The 16,445-nt window shown below is 43.6% G+C and carries 14 protein-coding genes; 9 read left to right on the top strand and 5 right to left on the bottom strand.

Features of this window, described 5'->3' with window-relative positions:
- Positions 1-90 precede the first annotated feature (90 nt).
- From ACYVGZ_RS04490 to ACYVGZ_RS04475, 4 genes are all read right to left on the bottom strand, one after another.
- On the bottom strand, positions 91-501 hold the full coding sequence (locus ACYVGZ_RS04490) for a DUF423 domain-containing protein (protein ID WP_460751820.1): 411 nt from the start codon (positions 499-501) through the stop codon (positions 91-93).
- 5 nt (positions 502-506) lie between these two features.
- Positions 507-1,493 carry a WD40 repeat domain-containing protein gene (locus tag ACYVGZ_RS04485; protein ID WP_460751818.1) on the bottom strand — a complete coding sequence of 329 codons (987 nt, stop codon included), beginning with the start codon at positions 1,491-1,493 and terminating at the stop codon, positions 507-509.
- Positions 1,465-1,935, bottom strand: coding sequence for a sigma D regulator (gene rsd, locus ACYVGZ_RS04480; protein WP_460751815.1), 471 nt, complete (start codon positions 1,933-1,935; stop codon positions 1,465-1,467). Before rsd ends, ACYVGZ_RS04485 begins: the two co-directional genes overlap by 29 nt.
- A 139-nt stretch (positions 1,936-2,074) precedes the next feature.
- Positions 2,075-2,578: a disulfide bond formation protein B gene (locus ACYVGZ_RS04475; RefSeq protein ID WP_460751812.1), complete on the bottom strand. Its 504-nt coding sequence runs from the start codon at positions 2,576-2,578 to the stop codon at positions 2,075-2,077.
- A 143-nt stretch (positions 2,579-2,721) separates the two neighbouring features.
- Between ACYVGZ_RS04475 and ACYVGZ_RS04470 the strand changes: the two genes are divergently transcribed.
- The 3 genes from ACYVGZ_RS04470 to glmS all read left to right on the top strand — a co-directional run bounded on the left by ACYVGZ_RS04470 (position 2,722) and on the right by glmS (position 7,358).
- Positions 2,722-3,153: a flagellar basal body-associated FliL family protein gene (locus ACYVGZ_RS04470; RefSeq protein ID WP_460751809.1), complete on the top strand. Its 432-nt coding sequence runs from the start codon at positions 2,722-2,724 to the stop codon at positions 3,151-3,153.
- A gap of 946 nt (positions 3,154-4,099) precedes the next feature.
- Positions 4,100-5,464, top strand: coding sequence for a bifunctional UDP-N-acetylglucosamine diphosphorylase/glucosamine-1-phosphate N-acetyltransferase GlmU (glmU, locus tag ACYVGZ_RS04465; protein WP_460751806.1), 1,365 nt, complete (start codon positions 4,100-4,102; stop codon positions 5,462-5,464).
- 67 nt (positions 5,465-5,531) lie between these two features.
- Positions 5,532-7,358, top strand: a complete 1,827-nt coding sequence (glmS, locus tag ACYVGZ_RS04460) for a glutamine--fructose-6-phosphate transaminase (isomerizing) (RefSeq protein WP_460751803.1) — start codon at positions 5,532-5,534, stop codon at positions 7,356-7,358.
- A 342-nt stretch (positions 7,359-7,700) separates the two neighbouring features.
- Here glmS and ACYVGZ_RS04455 read toward each other — a convergent pair whose 3' ends face one another.
- The gene (locus ACYVGZ_RS04455; RefSeq protein WP_460751801.1) at positions 7,701-9,155 is read right to left on the bottom strand and encodes an MBL fold metallo-hydrolase RNA specificity domain-containing protein; all 1,455 of its coding nucleotides are present in this window, start codon (positions 9,153-9,155) and stop codon (positions 7,701-7,703) included.
- A gap of 172 nt (positions 9,156-9,327) precedes the next feature.
- Between ACYVGZ_RS04455 and rfbB the strand changes: the two genes are divergently transcribed.
- The 6 genes from rfbB (at position 9,328) to ACYVGZ_RS04425 (ending at position 16,350) form a co-directional block, all read left to right on the top strand.
- On the top strand, positions 9,328-10,392 hold the full coding sequence (rfbB, locus tag ACYVGZ_RS04450; protein ID WP_460751798.1) for a dTDP-glucose 4,6-dehydratase: 1,065 nt from the start codon (positions 9,328-9,330) through the stop codon (positions 10,390-10,392).
- A 3-nt stretch (positions 10,393-10,395) separates the two neighbouring features.
- Positions 10,396-11,268, top strand: a complete 873-nt coding sequence (gene rfbA, locus ACYVGZ_RS04445; protein WP_460751795.1) for a glucose-1-phosphate thymidylyltransferase RfbA — start codon at positions 10,396-10,398, stop codon at positions 11,266-11,268.
- A gap of 136 nt (positions 11,269-11,404) precedes the next feature.
- On the top strand, positions 11,405-12,808 hold the full coding sequence (locus tag ACYVGZ_RS04440; protein ID WP_460751791.1) for a mannose-1-phosphate guanylyltransferase/mannose-6-phosphate isomerase: 1,404 nt from the start codon (positions 11,405-11,407) through the stop codon (positions 12,806-12,808).
- The gene (locus ACYVGZ_RS04435) at positions 12,808-14,286 is read left to right on the top strand and encodes a phosphomannomutase (protein ID WP_460751788.1); all 1,479 of its coding nucleotides are present in this window, start codon (positions 12,808-12,810) and stop codon (positions 14,284-14,286) included. Before ACYVGZ_RS04440 ends, ACYVGZ_RS04435 begins: the two co-directional genes overlap by 1 nt.
- A gap of 28 nt (positions 14,287-14,314) precedes the next feature.
- Positions 14,315-15,109, top strand: a complete 795-nt coding sequence (locus tag ACYVGZ_RS04430; protein ID WP_460751785.1) for an ABC transporter permease — start codon at positions 14,315-14,317, stop codon at positions 15,107-15,109.
- Positions 15,109-16,350: an ABC transporter ATP-binding protein gene (locus ACYVGZ_RS04425; protein ID WP_460751783.1), complete on the top strand. Its 1,242-nt coding sequence runs from the start codon at positions 15,109-15,111 to the stop codon at positions 16,348-16,350. The genes ACYVGZ_RS04430 and ACYVGZ_RS04425 overlap by 1 nt, the downstream gene beginning before the upstream one ends.
- The last annotated feature ends 95 nt before the right edge of the window (positions 16,351-16,445 follow it).

Here is a 16,445-nt window from a genome sequence, read left to right as displayed (position 1 = left end):
ATCTTGGTTATTATTCACACACTAAAAAATTGCCGCTAATGCTAACTGAAAATAGTAAAATTGTCCTGCTTTGCGGTTCAAAATTTTTCTTTAAAGTGGCGTGGACTGCTGGGCGCAACGGTAAAGTGAGTAGGCTAGGGCTCCCCAAGCTACTAGATAGCATAAACCGCCAATAGGGGTAATAGCACCAAGCTTGGTAACACCAGTAAGTGTCATAGCATAAAGGCTGCCAGCAAAAAATAGATTGCCGAGGCTTAGACACACAAGGCAAGTTTTATACGATACCAAAACTCGTGACAAAGCCACGACGATAAGTCCTGCTAAAGCATGATACATGAGATATTGGCTAGCCGTTTGCCACCAGGATAAGGCCTTTGCATCTACTAGGCTTTGCAAGCCATGAGCACCAAAGGCTCCTGCTGCAACGGCAATCCCCGCTTGTATGGCAAACCATGCCCCCCAGTATAAAGCGCTTGGAGAATAAAAAGCTCGTAATTGCAAAAGGGTTATTCCAAAGTGTTTAAATAGCCATTACTGCCAATGGCGTAATAACGGCCTGTTGTGCCATAGGCCAAAGCGAGTACACTTGCGCCCGTAGGGCGAACTATGTCTTTCAAATAAAGGTCCCATTCATTGAGTTTTTCACCCGTGCTGACTTGCATTAGAGTGATGCGGCGATTAATGCCGCCCAGCAGAATGGTGCGTTTGTCTGGGCTAAATACAGCTTTAGCAATGGTGACATTGCGTGAATCTAGCGCCCCGGTATTAATGTTTAAAACCTCTTCACCAGTTCGGGTAGACCAAATTTTAGCGTTACCGAGTTGGGCGGCAGCAAAAGCATATTCCCCGTCGTTAGAAAGAGCCACGCTGGCAATGCGGTTGTTGAGCTCCCACTCAAACTTCTTTTCGCCTGTTTGCATGTCCCACAAAATGGCTTTGTAGTTATCGTCACCCGTTAGGCCAAGCTGTGCATCAGGCGTTACGTCCACAGCACGAACCACGGCCCCTGTGCGCAAGGTTTGCATTATGCCGCCATTTTTCACATCAAAAAAACGAGCAGTTTGATCATCTAGCCCAACCAAAGCAAGGTTGCCATTTTGTGTGAGCTTAAGTGAGCGCACGTCGCCTGGAGTGTTCCAGAACCCTTCGAATTGACCATTTTGCGTATTCCATAAGACCAGCGTGCGAGCGCCACCTGTTAAGGCAAAACCACCACTAGGGTCAATGTCGACGCTAATTAATGGGGTGTATTCCCCTTGGGCGTGGTTCCAATTGAATAAACGTTCACTGCGGTTATTGTCCCAAAAACTGCCGCCATGTTGTATGGAGCCTATAACAGAATGCCTGCCATCGTCGCTTAAGGCTGCTGAATAAAGGCCCTGTACAGCGAGCTCAGCAGTGCTACTAGGAGATTGGGCAGAACAAGACCATAACAGACATGCAGTAAGGGCAAGTCCTGTGAATTTAGACAGCTTTCTCGCTATGGACGTCATGTAATTCCTTGATCAATTGATCTTCATAAGTAAAGCGTTCCGACATTACCGCACACAAGGCCTGTAAAGAGAAGGGTAAATCTTCTAGCTGCTGGTTGCAGTGTTCAGGAGTATCGAACTTGTCATTAAATTCTATCGCCAATTGGGTCGTGGTGTCGATTTCTGGCAGCAATCGATTTAACAGTTTTAGTGCTTTATCGTCGTGGAAGTCTTGTGCTTCAAGCGCGAGCTGCTCATACAGCGAAAAATGCCCCGCAGACACATAATCCACCAATAATTCACATAAAGACTGAACGGTGGCAGTATCGTCATCAGTAAAGAGTTGTTTACCTTTCAGTGGTTGCCAAGCTTGAATTAAAGTATGGCGTTCGGCAAGTAAACGGTCGATCATGTCATGAACACCGCCCCATCTTTCTTGAGCTGTTTTGCAATCTTCTAACATAGCGACTACTCCATCTAATGGGATGTGAATGGCAGTAGATAAGTCTTGCGTACAAGAACTCTACGGCTTTTAGCTAGAATAAGCCGAACCCATAGCCTCTGCAATAGTAGAGGCTATGGCAACAAGTAACCTTTAGTAATCAGCCTGTAACGATTTTAGTTTTAACAGCGATCATAAAATTGCAAATAGTCATGCCAGTAAAGGCTACTAACGTCCAACCTGGGATGCTCAGACCAAGAAAAGTCCAGACTGTTTCACCGCATTCGCCGGTGCCCATAATCATAGATTCTAGGATCTCTTGCCAAGGAAACACTTCAAACATATAGCTTAACCCTGGTAGGCAAGCCGGCAGTTCATCAGCAGGAAGGTTTTGCAAATAAAGATGGCGAATGGCTAACGCAGCACCAAGAGCAGCAAACAGGGCCGCAGCCCAAGCACAAGCCCTGCGCACTTTCACATAGTCAAATACTGCGGAAATTAGCGAAAACACACCGACCACAAAAAAAGCAATGCGTTGCATCATGCATAATGGGCAAGGCTCTAAGCCCATTTGATATTCCATATAAAAAGCAACAGCTAATAATGCAAAAGCAACAAAAGCCACAAAACCATGAAAACGGCGAGCCGAAATTAAAGCAAGCATACGCATCCTCTTGCAGGCAAAATAAATAAAAAAGTCGGGAATGGGCCAGAAAAGCCTAATTGAATGTACGTACACTAAAAATACTGCTGACAATAGGCTTCAATGACGGTTAGTATATTCACATACAAAACGGATACGAGACAATGATAATGTCGCTTTTATATACAATGAAACGCCGCTATTACGCTTACTTTACATTTCTTGCAATCAGCCTCTGTGCTCCATTTGCTTCTGCCGCCGATGAAGAGGGAGGCGCCATTCCGGTTTATATGGAGCTGCGCCCAGATTTTATTGTGAATTACGGTGAGCCCAGTTCAAAATTAAAATATATTAAAACCAAAATTAATTTACGCACCGACAGCATGAGTCAAGGTTTAATTGCTGCCAATATGCCCCTAGTACGCGATGCCATCGTGATGTTTTTAAGCACCCGAACTCGCGACCAAGTGAGTGGTGCCATTGCTCGAGAGCAAACTCGCCTTGAAGCCGTTACCGCCATTAATGAGATAATGAAAGAAGAAACCGGCCAAGAACCCGTAATGGATGTACTCTTCGCCAGCTTCGTTACTCAATAATTCTTCTCATACGGTGTTATTACATATTCAAACAACGCTGATTGAATCATGGGCGCTTCGCACCCAACGGCGCATTGTGTTTAATCGAAAAATTGCATGTTAATGCGTAGGTCACGGTTCGCGAAGCGAATCTGACGCCGAGGGCGAAGCCCTCGTATAACACCAATGTGGTTTTGTTCAATCATGGGCGCTTCGCACCCAACGGCGCATTACGGCCTGCGGCCTAACAGCGCCCTACGATTAACGGCGCATTTTTTTAATCGAAAAATTGCATGTTAATGCGTAGGTCACGGTTCGCGAAGCGAATCTGACGCCGAGGGCGAAGCCCTCGTATAACACCAATGTAATTTGGTTCAATCATGGGCGCTTCGCACCCAACGGCGCATTACGGCCTGCGGCCTAACAGCGCCCTACAATTGACGGCGCATTTTTTTAATCGAAAACTTGCATGTTGATGCGTAGGTCACGGTTCGCGAAGCGAATCTGACGCCGAGGGCGCAGCTCTCGTATAACACCAATGTGGTTTTGTTCAATCATTGGCGCTTCGTACCCAACGGGGCATTGCAATTGACGGTGCATTACAATTGACGGCGCATTTTTTTAATCGAAAAATTGCATGTTAATGCGTAGGTCACGGTTCGCGAAGCGAATCTGACGCCGAGGGCGAAGCCCTCGTATAACACCAATGTGGTTTTGTTCAATCATTGCCGCTTCGCACCCAACGGCGCATTACGGCCTTCGGCCTAACGGCGCCCTACGATTTGGTGGCGCATTACGCCCTACAATTGACGTTGTGACGGTCTTTTTTGTATATAAATCATGGGGTAATGTTTTTTGTTTTTGGTTTGTCATTTTTTTTATGACAATTGTGCTTGTGCGGTTTTTGTTAACGAGGTCTAATGCACACAATTGTTGTTTTATTACTATTTTTCTATCAAGGATGCCAATGAATCAGGATATCGTTATTCTCGCTGCGGGTAAGGGAAGCCGCATGAAGTCGTCTTTCTCTAAGGTGTTGCATAAGGTGGGCGGTGAAGCCATGGTGCGCCGGGTATTGAAGACGGCCAGCGCATTACAAAACGCCAGCTTGCATTTGGTGGTAGGCCACCAAGGTGAGCAAGTGGCTGCGGCCTGTGAAGACTTTAATGCCAACCTTGTGTGGCAAGACAACCCACAAGGCACGGGAGACGCATTGCGCCGTGTGGCACCGCATTTACAGGCTCAAGGGGCAACGCTTACGTTATACGGTGATGTGCCTTTAATTAGCCAGCATACGCTTGAAAGCATGGTGAGCTTATCTACCCCGAATACCCTGGTTTTATTGACAATTGCATTAGACAACCCAACCGGTTATGGCCGTATTGTGCGAAATGCTCAAGACAAAGTAACGGCCATTGTTGAACAAAAAGATGCCTCACCAGAAGAGCTTAAGATTAACGAAGTCAACACTGGTATTTTGTTAGCTCCTAACGAGCACCTTCAAGGTTGGTTGGCGGCATTAAACAACAACAATGCTCAAGGCGAGTATTACTTAACCGACATTATTGCTATGGCTGCGCAAGATGGCGTAGATATTGTTACCGTTCAGCCAAACAATGAAGCAGAAGTGGCAGGCGTGAACGACCGAGTTCAACTTGCTGCGTTAGAGCGAGAATTACAAAGCCAACAAGCCATTGAATTAATGACAAACGGTGCGACTTTGCTTGACCCATCTCGTATTGATGTACGTGGTGAATTGACCACAGGGCAAGATGTAACCATAGATATTAACTGTCTGTTTGAAGGCAAAGTTGTATTGGGCAGCGGTGTGCAAATTGGCCCTAATTGCCATTTAAGAGACTGCACCATTGGCGACAATACTGTCATTAAAAGCAATACCCTAATTGATGACAGCCAGGTGGGTGAACAGTGTGATATTGGTCCGTTTGCTCGTTTGCGCCCAGGCACTAGATTGGCAAACAAAGCGAAGATAGGTAACTTTGTAGAAACCAAAAAAGCCAACATTGGTGAAGGCAGCAAGGTAAACCACTTAAGCTATGTAGGCGACACTCAAATGGGCGCAAACGTGAACGTTGGCGCGGGTACCATTACCTGTAATTACGATGGAGTGAATAAACACCTAACCCAAGTGGGCGACGATGTGTTTATTGGTTCTAATTCGGCGCTGGTTGCCCCTGTGGCGATTGCGCAGGGAGCTACCGTTGCGGCAGGCTCTACCATCACAAAAGATGTGCAAGAACAACAATTGGCTTTTGCTCGCGCAAGACAAGCGAATAAAAACAACTGGTCTAAACCGACCAAGAAAAACTAAGCCAGTTAAACAGATAATTAAGACAAGTAACGGCGGCCAATCAGTAGGCCGCTAGAGGGAAGAGAATATGTGTGGAATCGTGGGAGCCATTGCTCAGCGTAATGTCGCGAAGATCTTAGTAGAAGGTTTAAGCCGTTTAGAATACCGTGGCTATGATTCAGCGGGCGTGGCAATTAATAACGATGCAGGCGTGGCGGCACACCGTGCTGTGGGCAAAGTACAAGCTCTAAAAGATAAATTTGCCGAGCAACCGTTAGACGGAACAATGGGCATTGCACATACTCGTTGGGCAACTCATGGTAAACCCACTGAATCAAATGCTCACCCACACTTTTCTGGTAGTGACTTGGCTTTAGTGCACAACGGCATAATTGAAAATCACGAAGTCTTGCGCCGTGAACTGCAAGAAAAAGGCTATGTTTTCCAGTCTGAAACCGACACAGAAGTGGTTGTTCACTTAATTCACGATACCCTAAAAACACAACCTGATTTATTGAGTGCTGTTCAGGCAAGTTTGAAAAAGCTAGAGGGTGCATTTGCCATTGGCGTTGTGCAAAAAGACGATCAACACCGCTTTATTGCCGCCCGCAAAGGTAGCCCATTGGTAGTTGGCGTGGGGATTGAGGAAAACTTCGTCGCGTCTGATCAGCTGGCCTTGTTGCACGTGACCGATCAGTTCATCTTTTTAGAAGAAGGGGACGTTGTTGAAGTAACTCGAGACAAAGTCACCATTTTTGACGAAGCTGGCGAGTTACAAGATCGCCCTGTTAGCGTGTTTAACCACAATATAGATGCGACAGACAAAGGCGAATTTCGTCATTACATGATGAAAGAGATCTACGAGCAGCCGAGTGTGATCAGTGCATGCCTAGAAGGCCGCATTAGCGACAGCAAGGTATTAACCAGTTGCTTTGGTGCGGATTCAGGCTTTTTAAAAGAAGTGGAGAATGTTCATATTGTTGCCTGTGGTACCAGCTACCATGCGGGTATGGTGGCAAAATACTGGATTGAAGATTTAGCAGGCATTCCTTGTACAGTGGAAGTGGCCAGCGAATACCGTTACCGCAAGGTAGCTGTGCCTAAGAATACCTTATTCTTAACGCTTTCTCAGTCTGGTGAAACGGCAGACACGCTTGCAGCTTTGCGTATGGCAAAAGAACTCAACTACCTAACAACCTTGGCGATTTGTAATGTGCCATCTAGCACATTGGTGCGTGAATCAGCTCTAACCTTGTTGACCAATGCGGGGGCTGAAATTGGCGTGGCTTCTACTAAAGCCTTTACTACCCAGTTAACCGCTTTGTTGATCACTAGCGTGGCTATTGCTGTAGAAAACGGCTTACCAGCTGAGAAAGAAGCAGAGTTAGTGCAGGCAATGAAATCTCTACCTGCTCATGTAGATGCAGCGTTAAAAGAAGATGGGCACATCAAACAAGTGGCAGACCGTTTTGCAAACAAACACAACGCCTTGTTTTTAGGGCGCGGCGCTATGTTCCCTATTGCTCTTGAAGGTGCGTTAAAGCTTAAAGAAATCTCATACATTCATGCGGAAGCCTACCCAGCAGGGGAGCTAAAACACGGCCCATTAGCCTTGGTAGATGAAAACATGCCAATCATTACCATGGTGCCTCATAACGACATGCTTGATAAACTTAAATCGAACATGCAAGAAGTAGCCGCACGGGGCGGTGAGTTGTATGTATTTGCAGACAAAAGCACCGAACTTCACAATGAAGACGGCTTTATCTTCACCGAAGTGCCAAAAGTCGAAACCATTTTAGAGCCAATAGTGCACACCATTCCACTACAGCTGCTTTCCTACCACGTGGCTGTAGTAAAAGGCACAGACGTTGATCAGCCAAGGAACCTGGCAAAGTCTGTTACAGTGGAATAAAAGCAAAATAAAAATGCGGGTGCAAGGTTTATCGGGTATACCGTAGGGCGCCGTTAGGCCGCAGGCCGTAATGCGCCGTTGGGTGCGAAGCGCCCATGGTTAAATCAAACCGCATAGGTCATATCGTAGGGCGCCGTTAGGCCGCAGGCCGTAATGCGCCGTTGGGTGCGAAGCGCCCATGGTTAAACCAAACCACATCGGTCATATCGTAGGGCGCCGTTAGGCCGCAGGCCGTAATGCGCCGTTGGGTGCGAAGCACCCATGGTTGAACCAAACTACATCGGCGTTATGCGGGGGCTTCGCCCTCGGCGTCAACTTGCTTTGCGAACCGTGGCCTACGGGTTAACGCGCTATTGTTGCTTCAATGCCTTCAAATTCGTGATGAATTAACGTCTGCAAGCTCTGCTTGGCCTTCTCGTCCCCATGCACTATATGCACTTTTTGAGGCTTCACCCTCATGCGTTTAATAAAATTCAATAAATCTCTTTGCCCTGCATGGGCAGAATAACCGCTTATTTGTGTCACCTTGGCATGTATTGGAAGCCGAGTTCCATCAAATTCTACATAGCCGCCTGGTTTGTTGTGATATCTCAATATATCTCTGCCTGGCGTGCCCGCAGCTTGGTAACCCACAAAGAGAATATCATTGCGTTTGTCTGCAATAAGGGCTTTTAAATAATTAACAATACGCCCACCGGCACACATGCCCGATGCGGCAATAATAATAGCTGGACGAGTTTGGCGCTGTAAGTAAGCTACGGTTTGTAAGTGTTCTTGATGGCTATTAATGGTCGTTACTTGCTCAAAATCGAGCGGATGTCGCCCTGAGCGAACACGGCGCTTGGCTTCGTTATCCCAATACTGAGCTAAAGACTGGTAAACGCTAGTGAAGCGACTGGCCAGAGGCGAATCAATGATGATGTCGATATCTTGCCAGTTAAGTGGCTTTCCAGATCTAGTGCGGCTCACGGCTTTGTTCTGGTTTAGGTAAATAATGTGCTCAAGCTCATAAAGCAGTTCTTGAGTACGGCCAATGCTAAAGGCAGGAATTAACACGCAGCCAGAGTCTTGCAAGGCATGCTCTATGGCTTGTTGTAACTTATTACGTCTGCTAGAACGGTTCTCGTGATTTTTATCGCCATAGGTACTTTCGATTATTAACTGGTCGGCACGATACGGGGATTTAGGCGAAGGTAATAACGGAGAATAAGGTGCGCCAAGATCACCTGAAAAAGCGACATCATGGTAGCGCTTGCCTTGTTTTCGTAACTTTGGAGTGTTCACTCTGAAAGTTACATAGGCAGATCCTAAAATATGCCCCGCCTTAGACAGTTTTATATCAACTGTTTGTTTTGTCTGTTTGTTTTCAGCATGTTGAACTAATGCTCGATGCCATGTTTGGTATTTTAGCGGCGATATCTGATTGGTGAGTCGTTCCAAGCAGGCTTTTATGATACTGGCATTGCGCGTTACGCCTACTTTTATGGCGTCTTCTATAACCAGGGGTAAAAGTGCTGCGCTGGGCTCGGAACAATAAATGGGGCCAGTAAATCCTGCAGCCAGTAAATAGGGTAAACGCCCCACGTGGTCTATGTGAACATGGGTGACTACAAGTGCTTGTATTGAACGAATATCAAAGTCGATTTCTAAACGCTTGGCATTAGCGCCCGTTCCAGATACCTCCGCACCTTGAAATAAACCGCAATCCACAAGAAAAGAATGGTCTTGATCAATAACAAGCTCATGGCAAGAACCTGTTACCCCTTGTACTGCACCGCGGTGGTTAATAGTTAACATACACACTCCTTGTGTTCTTTAGCAATGAATTAACTATAGGAAACAACGAGGAAAAATGGAAAAAACGTCCTTCTTCTTTGCTTATTTATTGAGGCTCGTTTATCCTGCGTACCTATTTTTTTGAAATGTATATCTAACTCAAAAAGTGTATTTTTAAATTAAGGAATGTTCATTGAAGTTGTTAGTAACAGGAGGCGCTGGCTTCATTGGCTCGGCAGTTGTAAGACACATTATTTCTGAAACACAGGACGAAGTGGTTAACTTAGACAAACTAACCTATGCCGGTAATACTGAGTCCCTTTTAAATGTTTCAAGTAGCCCAAGATATGTCTTTGAACAAGTGGATATTTGTGACCGTGCAAAATTAGATAGAGTGTTTAAAGAGCACCGGCCAGATGCGGTTATGCACTTAGCTGCGGAGTCACATGTAGACCGTTCCATTGATGGGCCTGCGGCTTTTATCGAAACCAACATTGTAGGGACATACGTATTATTAGAAGCGGCTCGTCAGTACTGGAATGATTTAGATACTGATGAAAAGTCCGCATTCCGTTTTCACCATATATCAACAGATGAGGTGTATGGGGATTTGGAAGGCACGGATGATTTATTTACAGAAAAAAACTCTTATAAGCCCTCAAGCCCTTATTCAGCATCTAAAGCATCAAGTGATCACCTTGTAAGAGCTTGGTACCGGACTTATGGACTACCAACTATCATTACTAATTGCTCAAATAACTACGGCCCTTATCACTTCCCAGAAAAACTCATTCCTTTAATGATCCTAAATGCCTTAGATGGTAAATCTCTACCTGTTTATGGCGATGGTATGCAAATACGCGATTGGCTATTTGTAGAAGACCATGCTCGTGCTTTATATAAAGTTGTTACAGAAGGTGAGATTGGTGAAACATACAATATTGGTGGCCATAACGAGAAAGCTAATATTGAGGTGGTAAAAACTATTTGCAGTTTACTTGAAGAACTAGTGCCAGAAAAACCTAAAGGTGTAAAACAGTACCTTGATTTAATAACTTATGTAAAAGATCGTCCAGGTCATGATGTTCGTTATGCAATTGATGCTAGCAAGATCGAAAGAGAGCTTGGTTGGAAGCCAGCAGAAACCTTTGAGTCGGGTATTCGTAAAACAGTTGAGTGGTATTTGAATAATGAAACCTGGTGGAGCCGAGTGCTAGATGGTTCTTACAGTATGGAACGTTTAGGCGCGGGAGAATAAGTGATGAAAGGAATAGTGTTAGCTGGTGGTTCAGGAACAAGGTTATATCCACTTACACGTGGTGTGTCTAAACAGCTGTTGCCTATCTATGATAAACCCATGATCTTCTACCCTATATCTACATTGATGCTTGCTGGCATAAAAGATATTCTGATCATTACGACCCCAGAAGATAATGAAAGCTTCAAACGCTTACTTGGGGATGGGAGTGACTTTGGTATTAATCTTGAGTATGAAGTTCAGCCAAGTCCAGATGGTCTAGCGCAAGCTTTTTTGATTGGGGAAGATTTTCTAGCGGGCGATTCGGTATGCCTTGTTTTAGGGGATAATATTTATTATGGACAAGGCTTTTCGCCTAAACTTAAGGTTGCTGTCGAAAAAATCAAAAATGGCGAAGGCGCTACAATATTTGGTTATCAGGTAAAGGATCCTGAGCGCTTCGGTGTAGTAGAGTTTGATAAAAATATGAAAGCTATTTCTATTGAAGAAAAACCACATACACCTAAGTCTAATTTAGCAGTCACGGGATTATATTTTTATAGTTCAGATGTTGTCGAACTAGCTAAGCAAGTTAAGCCGTCTTCAAGAGGAGAGTTGGAGATTACTACAATCAATGAAATGTATCTACAGCAAGGGCGGTTAAATGTGGAAGTATTGGGGAGAGGGTTTGCTTGGCTGGATACTGGGACTCATGAGAGCTTACTGGAGGCTGCCCAATTTGTTGAAACAATTGAGAAACGACAAGGTTATAAAATTGCGTGCTTAGAAGAAATTGCTTTTTATAATGGCTGGCTATCTAGTAATGACATACTTGATAAAGCTAATGCGATGTCTAAAAACGAATATGGGAAATACTTGAAAAGCCTAATTAATTAGACTTTTGAAAGTAAGAATTTTGCATAATTATAGGGGCTCGATTATCATCTTGTTCCAATGTTTCTGTTATTTTTCTGGCTACTGATGAGTGTAAGTACTCAAGATGGCTAGACGTAAGTTCATGAAAGGATCTTTAGTGAAAATTATACCGGTAATTCTGTCTGGCGGCGTCGGAAGCCGCCTTTGGCCTTTATCTCGCGAGCATTTCCCAAAGCAATGTTTACCATTAACAGATGAAGAATTCAGTTTGCTACAAAACACGGTTAAGCGAACAAACGCTTTAGATGTTGCGGCTCCTATAGTCGTATGTAATGAAGATCACCGTTTTCTTATTGCCCAGCAACTGCAGAGTTTAGGCGTTGAAAAGTCGAGTATCATTCTTGAGCCTGCGGGGCGAAATACCGCCCCAGCAATTGCCTTGGCGGCTTTAGAAGCGCAATTTCGAAACGAAGACGAAGCTCTATTATTGGTGTTGCCTGCAGATCACGTTATTCGGGATATTGTGGCATTTGAAAATGCAATTATTCAAGCAGCAGAATTGGCGAAAGAAAACGCTCTAGTTACCTTTGGTATTAAACCGACTCGCCCAGAAACGGGTTATGGATATATTCGCTCTGGCGACAATCACGATGTTGCTGAGTTCGTAGAAAAGCCAAATTTGGAAACAGCAAAAAAATATTTGGAATCTGGTGATTACCTCTGGAATAGCGGTATGTTTTTATTTAATTCAAAAACATATCTTGAGGAACTTGCTAGTCATAGGTCTGATATTTTTCAAGCTGTTAGCTTAGCTTATGATCAGCGCAATCAAGATCTAGACTTTGTCCGAGTAGACGAAAAAACTTTTACCGAGTGCCCTGAAGACTCCATTGATTTTGCGGTAATGGAACCTACTCAAAAAGCAAAAGTTGTTCCTTACTCAGGAGATTGGAGTGATATTGGTGCTTGGGATGCGCTATATGATTATTCGACTAAAGATCAGCATGCGAATGTATTGATTGGCGATGTTATGTCTGAAGGTACGACCAACTCCTTTGTTCGTTCAGAATCTCGATTAGTTGCGACTGTTGGTGTACATAACCTAATTGTTGTTGAAACAGCTGATGCTATTTTAATTATGAGCAAAGACAAAGCTCAAGATGTTAAAAAAATAGTGAAACGTATTCATGCAGAAGGACGTGATGAACATATGTTCCACACGACGGTACATCGCCCTTGGGGTAGCTATCAGACTGTTGATCTTGGCGACCGTCATCAAGTTAAACGGATAATGGTTAAACCTGGTGAAAAGCTTAGTGTGCAAATGCATCATCATAGAGCAGAACACTGGGTTGTAGTTTCAGGTACTGCTAAAGTACAAAATGGCGAGAAAGAGATCCTTCTAACGGAAAATGAATCGACTTACATTCCTGTTGGCGTGGTTCATGCTTTGGAAAACCCTGGCAAGATTCCACTAGAGTTAGTGGAAGTGCAATCTGGCAGTTACCTTGGTGAAGACGACATCGTGCGTTTTAGCGATCGATATGGGCGTTCAAAATAATGTCGGTAGAGAACTCTTTTCAAGTAAAAACATTGAGCGATGAGCTTGGCGTTGCTTTTGGTACTAGTGGTGTCCGTGGTCTTGTTGAAGATTTAACCCCAGAACTTTGTTTTGCTTTCACTCTGTCTTTTTTACAGAGCGTATGTCCAGAAAAAAAGGAAGTTGCTGTCGGGATAGACTTAAGGCCAAGTAGCCCAAGTATTGCCAAAGCTGTTATTCGAGCAATAGAAGCACGCGGTGCTAAAGCCATTTATTGCGGTGAGTTGCCTACGCCTGCTTTAGCTTTCTATGCAATGCAGCATGCTATGCCTGCCGTTATGATCACGGGTAGCCATATTCCTTTTGATCGTAATGGTATTAAGTTTTATCGACCAGACGGTGAAATCAGTAAAGCAGATGAAGTGGCTATTATGTCAGGTAACGTCTCGTTAGTTGCTGACCTGCACGAACTAGAAAATAAGGCACTTCCTGAAGCCAAGCAAACGGCCATGGCGCTGTTTGAGCAAAGGTACATAGAGCTTTTTCCTGAAAATGTATTAGCTGGGAAGCGTGTTGGGGTGTATGAGCATTCTAGCGTAGCCCGTGATGTTATTAAAAAGTTGCTTAAGTATTTTGGCGCTGAGGTTGTCTCGTTAGAGAGAACAGACACTTTTGTTCCAATAGACACAGAAGCCGTATCAGAAGAAGATGCGATAAAAGGTCGTACATGGTCTCAAGAATATAAACTTGATGCAATAGTTTCGACTGATGGTGATGGCGACCGCCCGCTCATATCTGATGAAAATGGTGAGTGGTTGCGTGGCGATATAGTCGGTGTTTTGTGTGCCGATTACCTTAAAGCGACTCATGTGGCCGCACCTGTTAACGTTAATACTGTTTTAGAGCTTTCTGATCCTGAGCGTGTTTGCCTGCGAACTAAGATAGGCTCACCTTATGTTATCGCTGGAATGGGTGAGCTTGCTAATAAGGCTGACTTAGCGAAAGTCGTTGGTTATGAAGCCAATGGCGGTTTTTTAGTTGGTTCAGATCTTGGTTTTGGCGCTGAGGAAAAAACACTTAAAGCGTTACCAACTCGAGACTCAGTGCTTCCTATTATGATTGTCCTAGCGATGGCTGCACAGCAGGGCAAAGTTGTGAGTGAGCTCTTAAGAAACTACCCAGCGCGATACACAGCTAGTGATAGAATTAAAGAAACTCCAACAAAGCTTAGTCAAAATTATTTGTCTGCTTTGAAAGAAAGTTCTGAAAAACAGGATGATTTTTTGTCAAGTATCTACCTTAATGAAGGAATATATGCGACATCAATAAATACACTTGATGGTTTAAGAATGACACTCTCTAACAATGATATAGTTCATTTAAGGCCTTCTGGTAATGCACCAGAGTTGCGTTGTTATGTTGAGGCGGGTGTATCAACTGAAGCCAGCAAGATTGTAGAAGTGGCCCTAAAAAGTGTGGTTAATAAATTAACCGCCTAATGGAGTCTCAGAGAGTATACGAGATTATATGAAAAGTAATTTGAGTACTATTTGGGAGTTTCGCGGTTTTATGTGGGCAACCATAAAACGCGACTTTCAGACGCGTTATCAATCAAGCCTCCTTGGAGTCGCTTGGTTAGTGATTCAGCCGTTAGCTATGATATTGGTTTATACCCTGATTTTTTCTCAGGTGATGAAGGCTAAAATCCCTGGAAATGATAGTGGCTTTGCATACAGTATATACTTATGCTCAGGTCTACTGGCTTGGGGGCTGTTTTCTGAGCAACTAAACCGGAGCAAGAACACCTTCATTGAAAATGCAAATTTAATGAAGAAAGTGACCTTCCCTAAAATCTGCCTTCCTTTAATCGTCGCTACATCTTCCCTAGCAAATTTTTTCATTATATATGGCTTATTTGTAGCTTTTCTAATATTAAGTGGCAATTTTCCAGGTGTAAGTTTCCTTGTCATTTTTCCTGTGCTTGTTTTGCAAATAGTTTTTACTTTAGGGCTTGGGTTAGCGTTAGGAGTGCTAAATGTCTTCTTTAGAGATGTTGGCCAGCTTGTTGAAGTAGGATTACAGTTCTTGTTTTGGGGAACCCCAATAGTTTATACCTTATCTATCATACCTGAGTGGGCGCACTTCTATATAGAGTTAAATCCGATGGTACACTTCATTGAGGTTTATCAAAAAGTCATGCTGACACAGTCTTTGCCGACTTTGCAAGACTTTGGAGGGTTAGTAATTCTAACCCTAGCTGCACTAGCTTTAGGTCTTTACCTATTTAAGATGCATGGCGAAGAGATGGTGGACGAACTCTGATGGGGAAAATTCTAGTCAATAATGTGGGCAAAGCCTATAAACAGTACCCAAGTAAGCTTTCGAGAGTTATAGAGTGGCTCTTTCCATTTTTAGGTAGGAGACACGAGTTAAAATGGGTTCTTAATGACATTAGTTTTGAAGTTGAATCTGGAGAAGCCGTAGGGATCGTAGGTGTAAATGGTGCAGGTAAAAGTACCTTATTAAAAATGATAACAGGTACAAGTCAGCCAACAACAGGCAGCATTGAGATGCAAGGACGGGTGGCCGCACTATTAGAACTAGGTATGGGGTTTCATCCTGAGTTCACAGGTCGCGAGAACGCTTATATGTCAGGGCAACTTCTAGGAATATCTAAAGCGGAAATGGACCGCTTAATGCCAAGTATCGAAGAGTTTTCTGAAATTGGTGATTATATTGATATGCCTGTTCGTGTTTATTCTAGTGGGATGCAAGTGCGACTCGCATTTTCAGTTGCTACGGCCATAAGACCAGATATATTAATAGTTGATGAAGCATTATCAGTTGGAGATGTATATTTTCAACATAAGTGTTTAGAAAGGATTAAAAGCTACTGTAAAAAAGGTACAACTTTATTGTTTGTCTCTCACGATACCGGAGCTGTTAGGGCTGTATGTGATAAGGCCATCTTACTTGAAGGAGGGCGTGTTTCGCAGTATTCACGCTCAGAGGAAGTGATGGACTTATATAACGCTAAGCTGTCGAGCTCTCCTGGGGAAATCGTACAAACAACTCTTTCTAACGGAAAGGTTAAAACAGTTTCAGGAACAAAAGAAGCCACTATAGGAGTGATTAAACTACTCGACTCTAATGGTGATGAAAAGCATAGCTACCAGATTGGTGAGGCTTTAAAAATAAAATTTGTTGTAAATGTTCATAAAAATTTAGAGAAATTAGTACTAGGGTTTTCTATCAAGGATAGACTTGGTCAAACGGTGTATGGGACTAATTCCTATTTGCTTGAAAAGGTTATAAACAGTGCTGTTTCTGGTGACACATATGATTTTTTAATCACAATGAACTTAGACATTGGTGTAGGAGAGTATTCAATTCAAACTTCTCTTGGTGGAGGAGAAAACCACCTAAGCGAAAATTATGAGTGGACAGATGTGGCAAGCTCTTTTGAGGTTTTAGCAGAAAATAAAAAAACATTTGTTGGCACTAGTAAACTCTATCCAACTTTTGAAATTAAAAAATATGACCATGGTGTGAGTGTAAGTTGAAGAGAATATTCAAAAAAATTATTTTGCTAGTTTTCAGTGCATTACTAAAGCAACCTTTAATCAAAAAGGTTGCTGTTAAACTTATGGATAATAAA

This window comes from Marinomonas epiphytica (assembly GCF_054780655.1).
The sequence above is the reverse complement of the archived record's forward strand: the minus strand, read 5'-3'. Positions and strand labels throughout refer to the sequence as shown.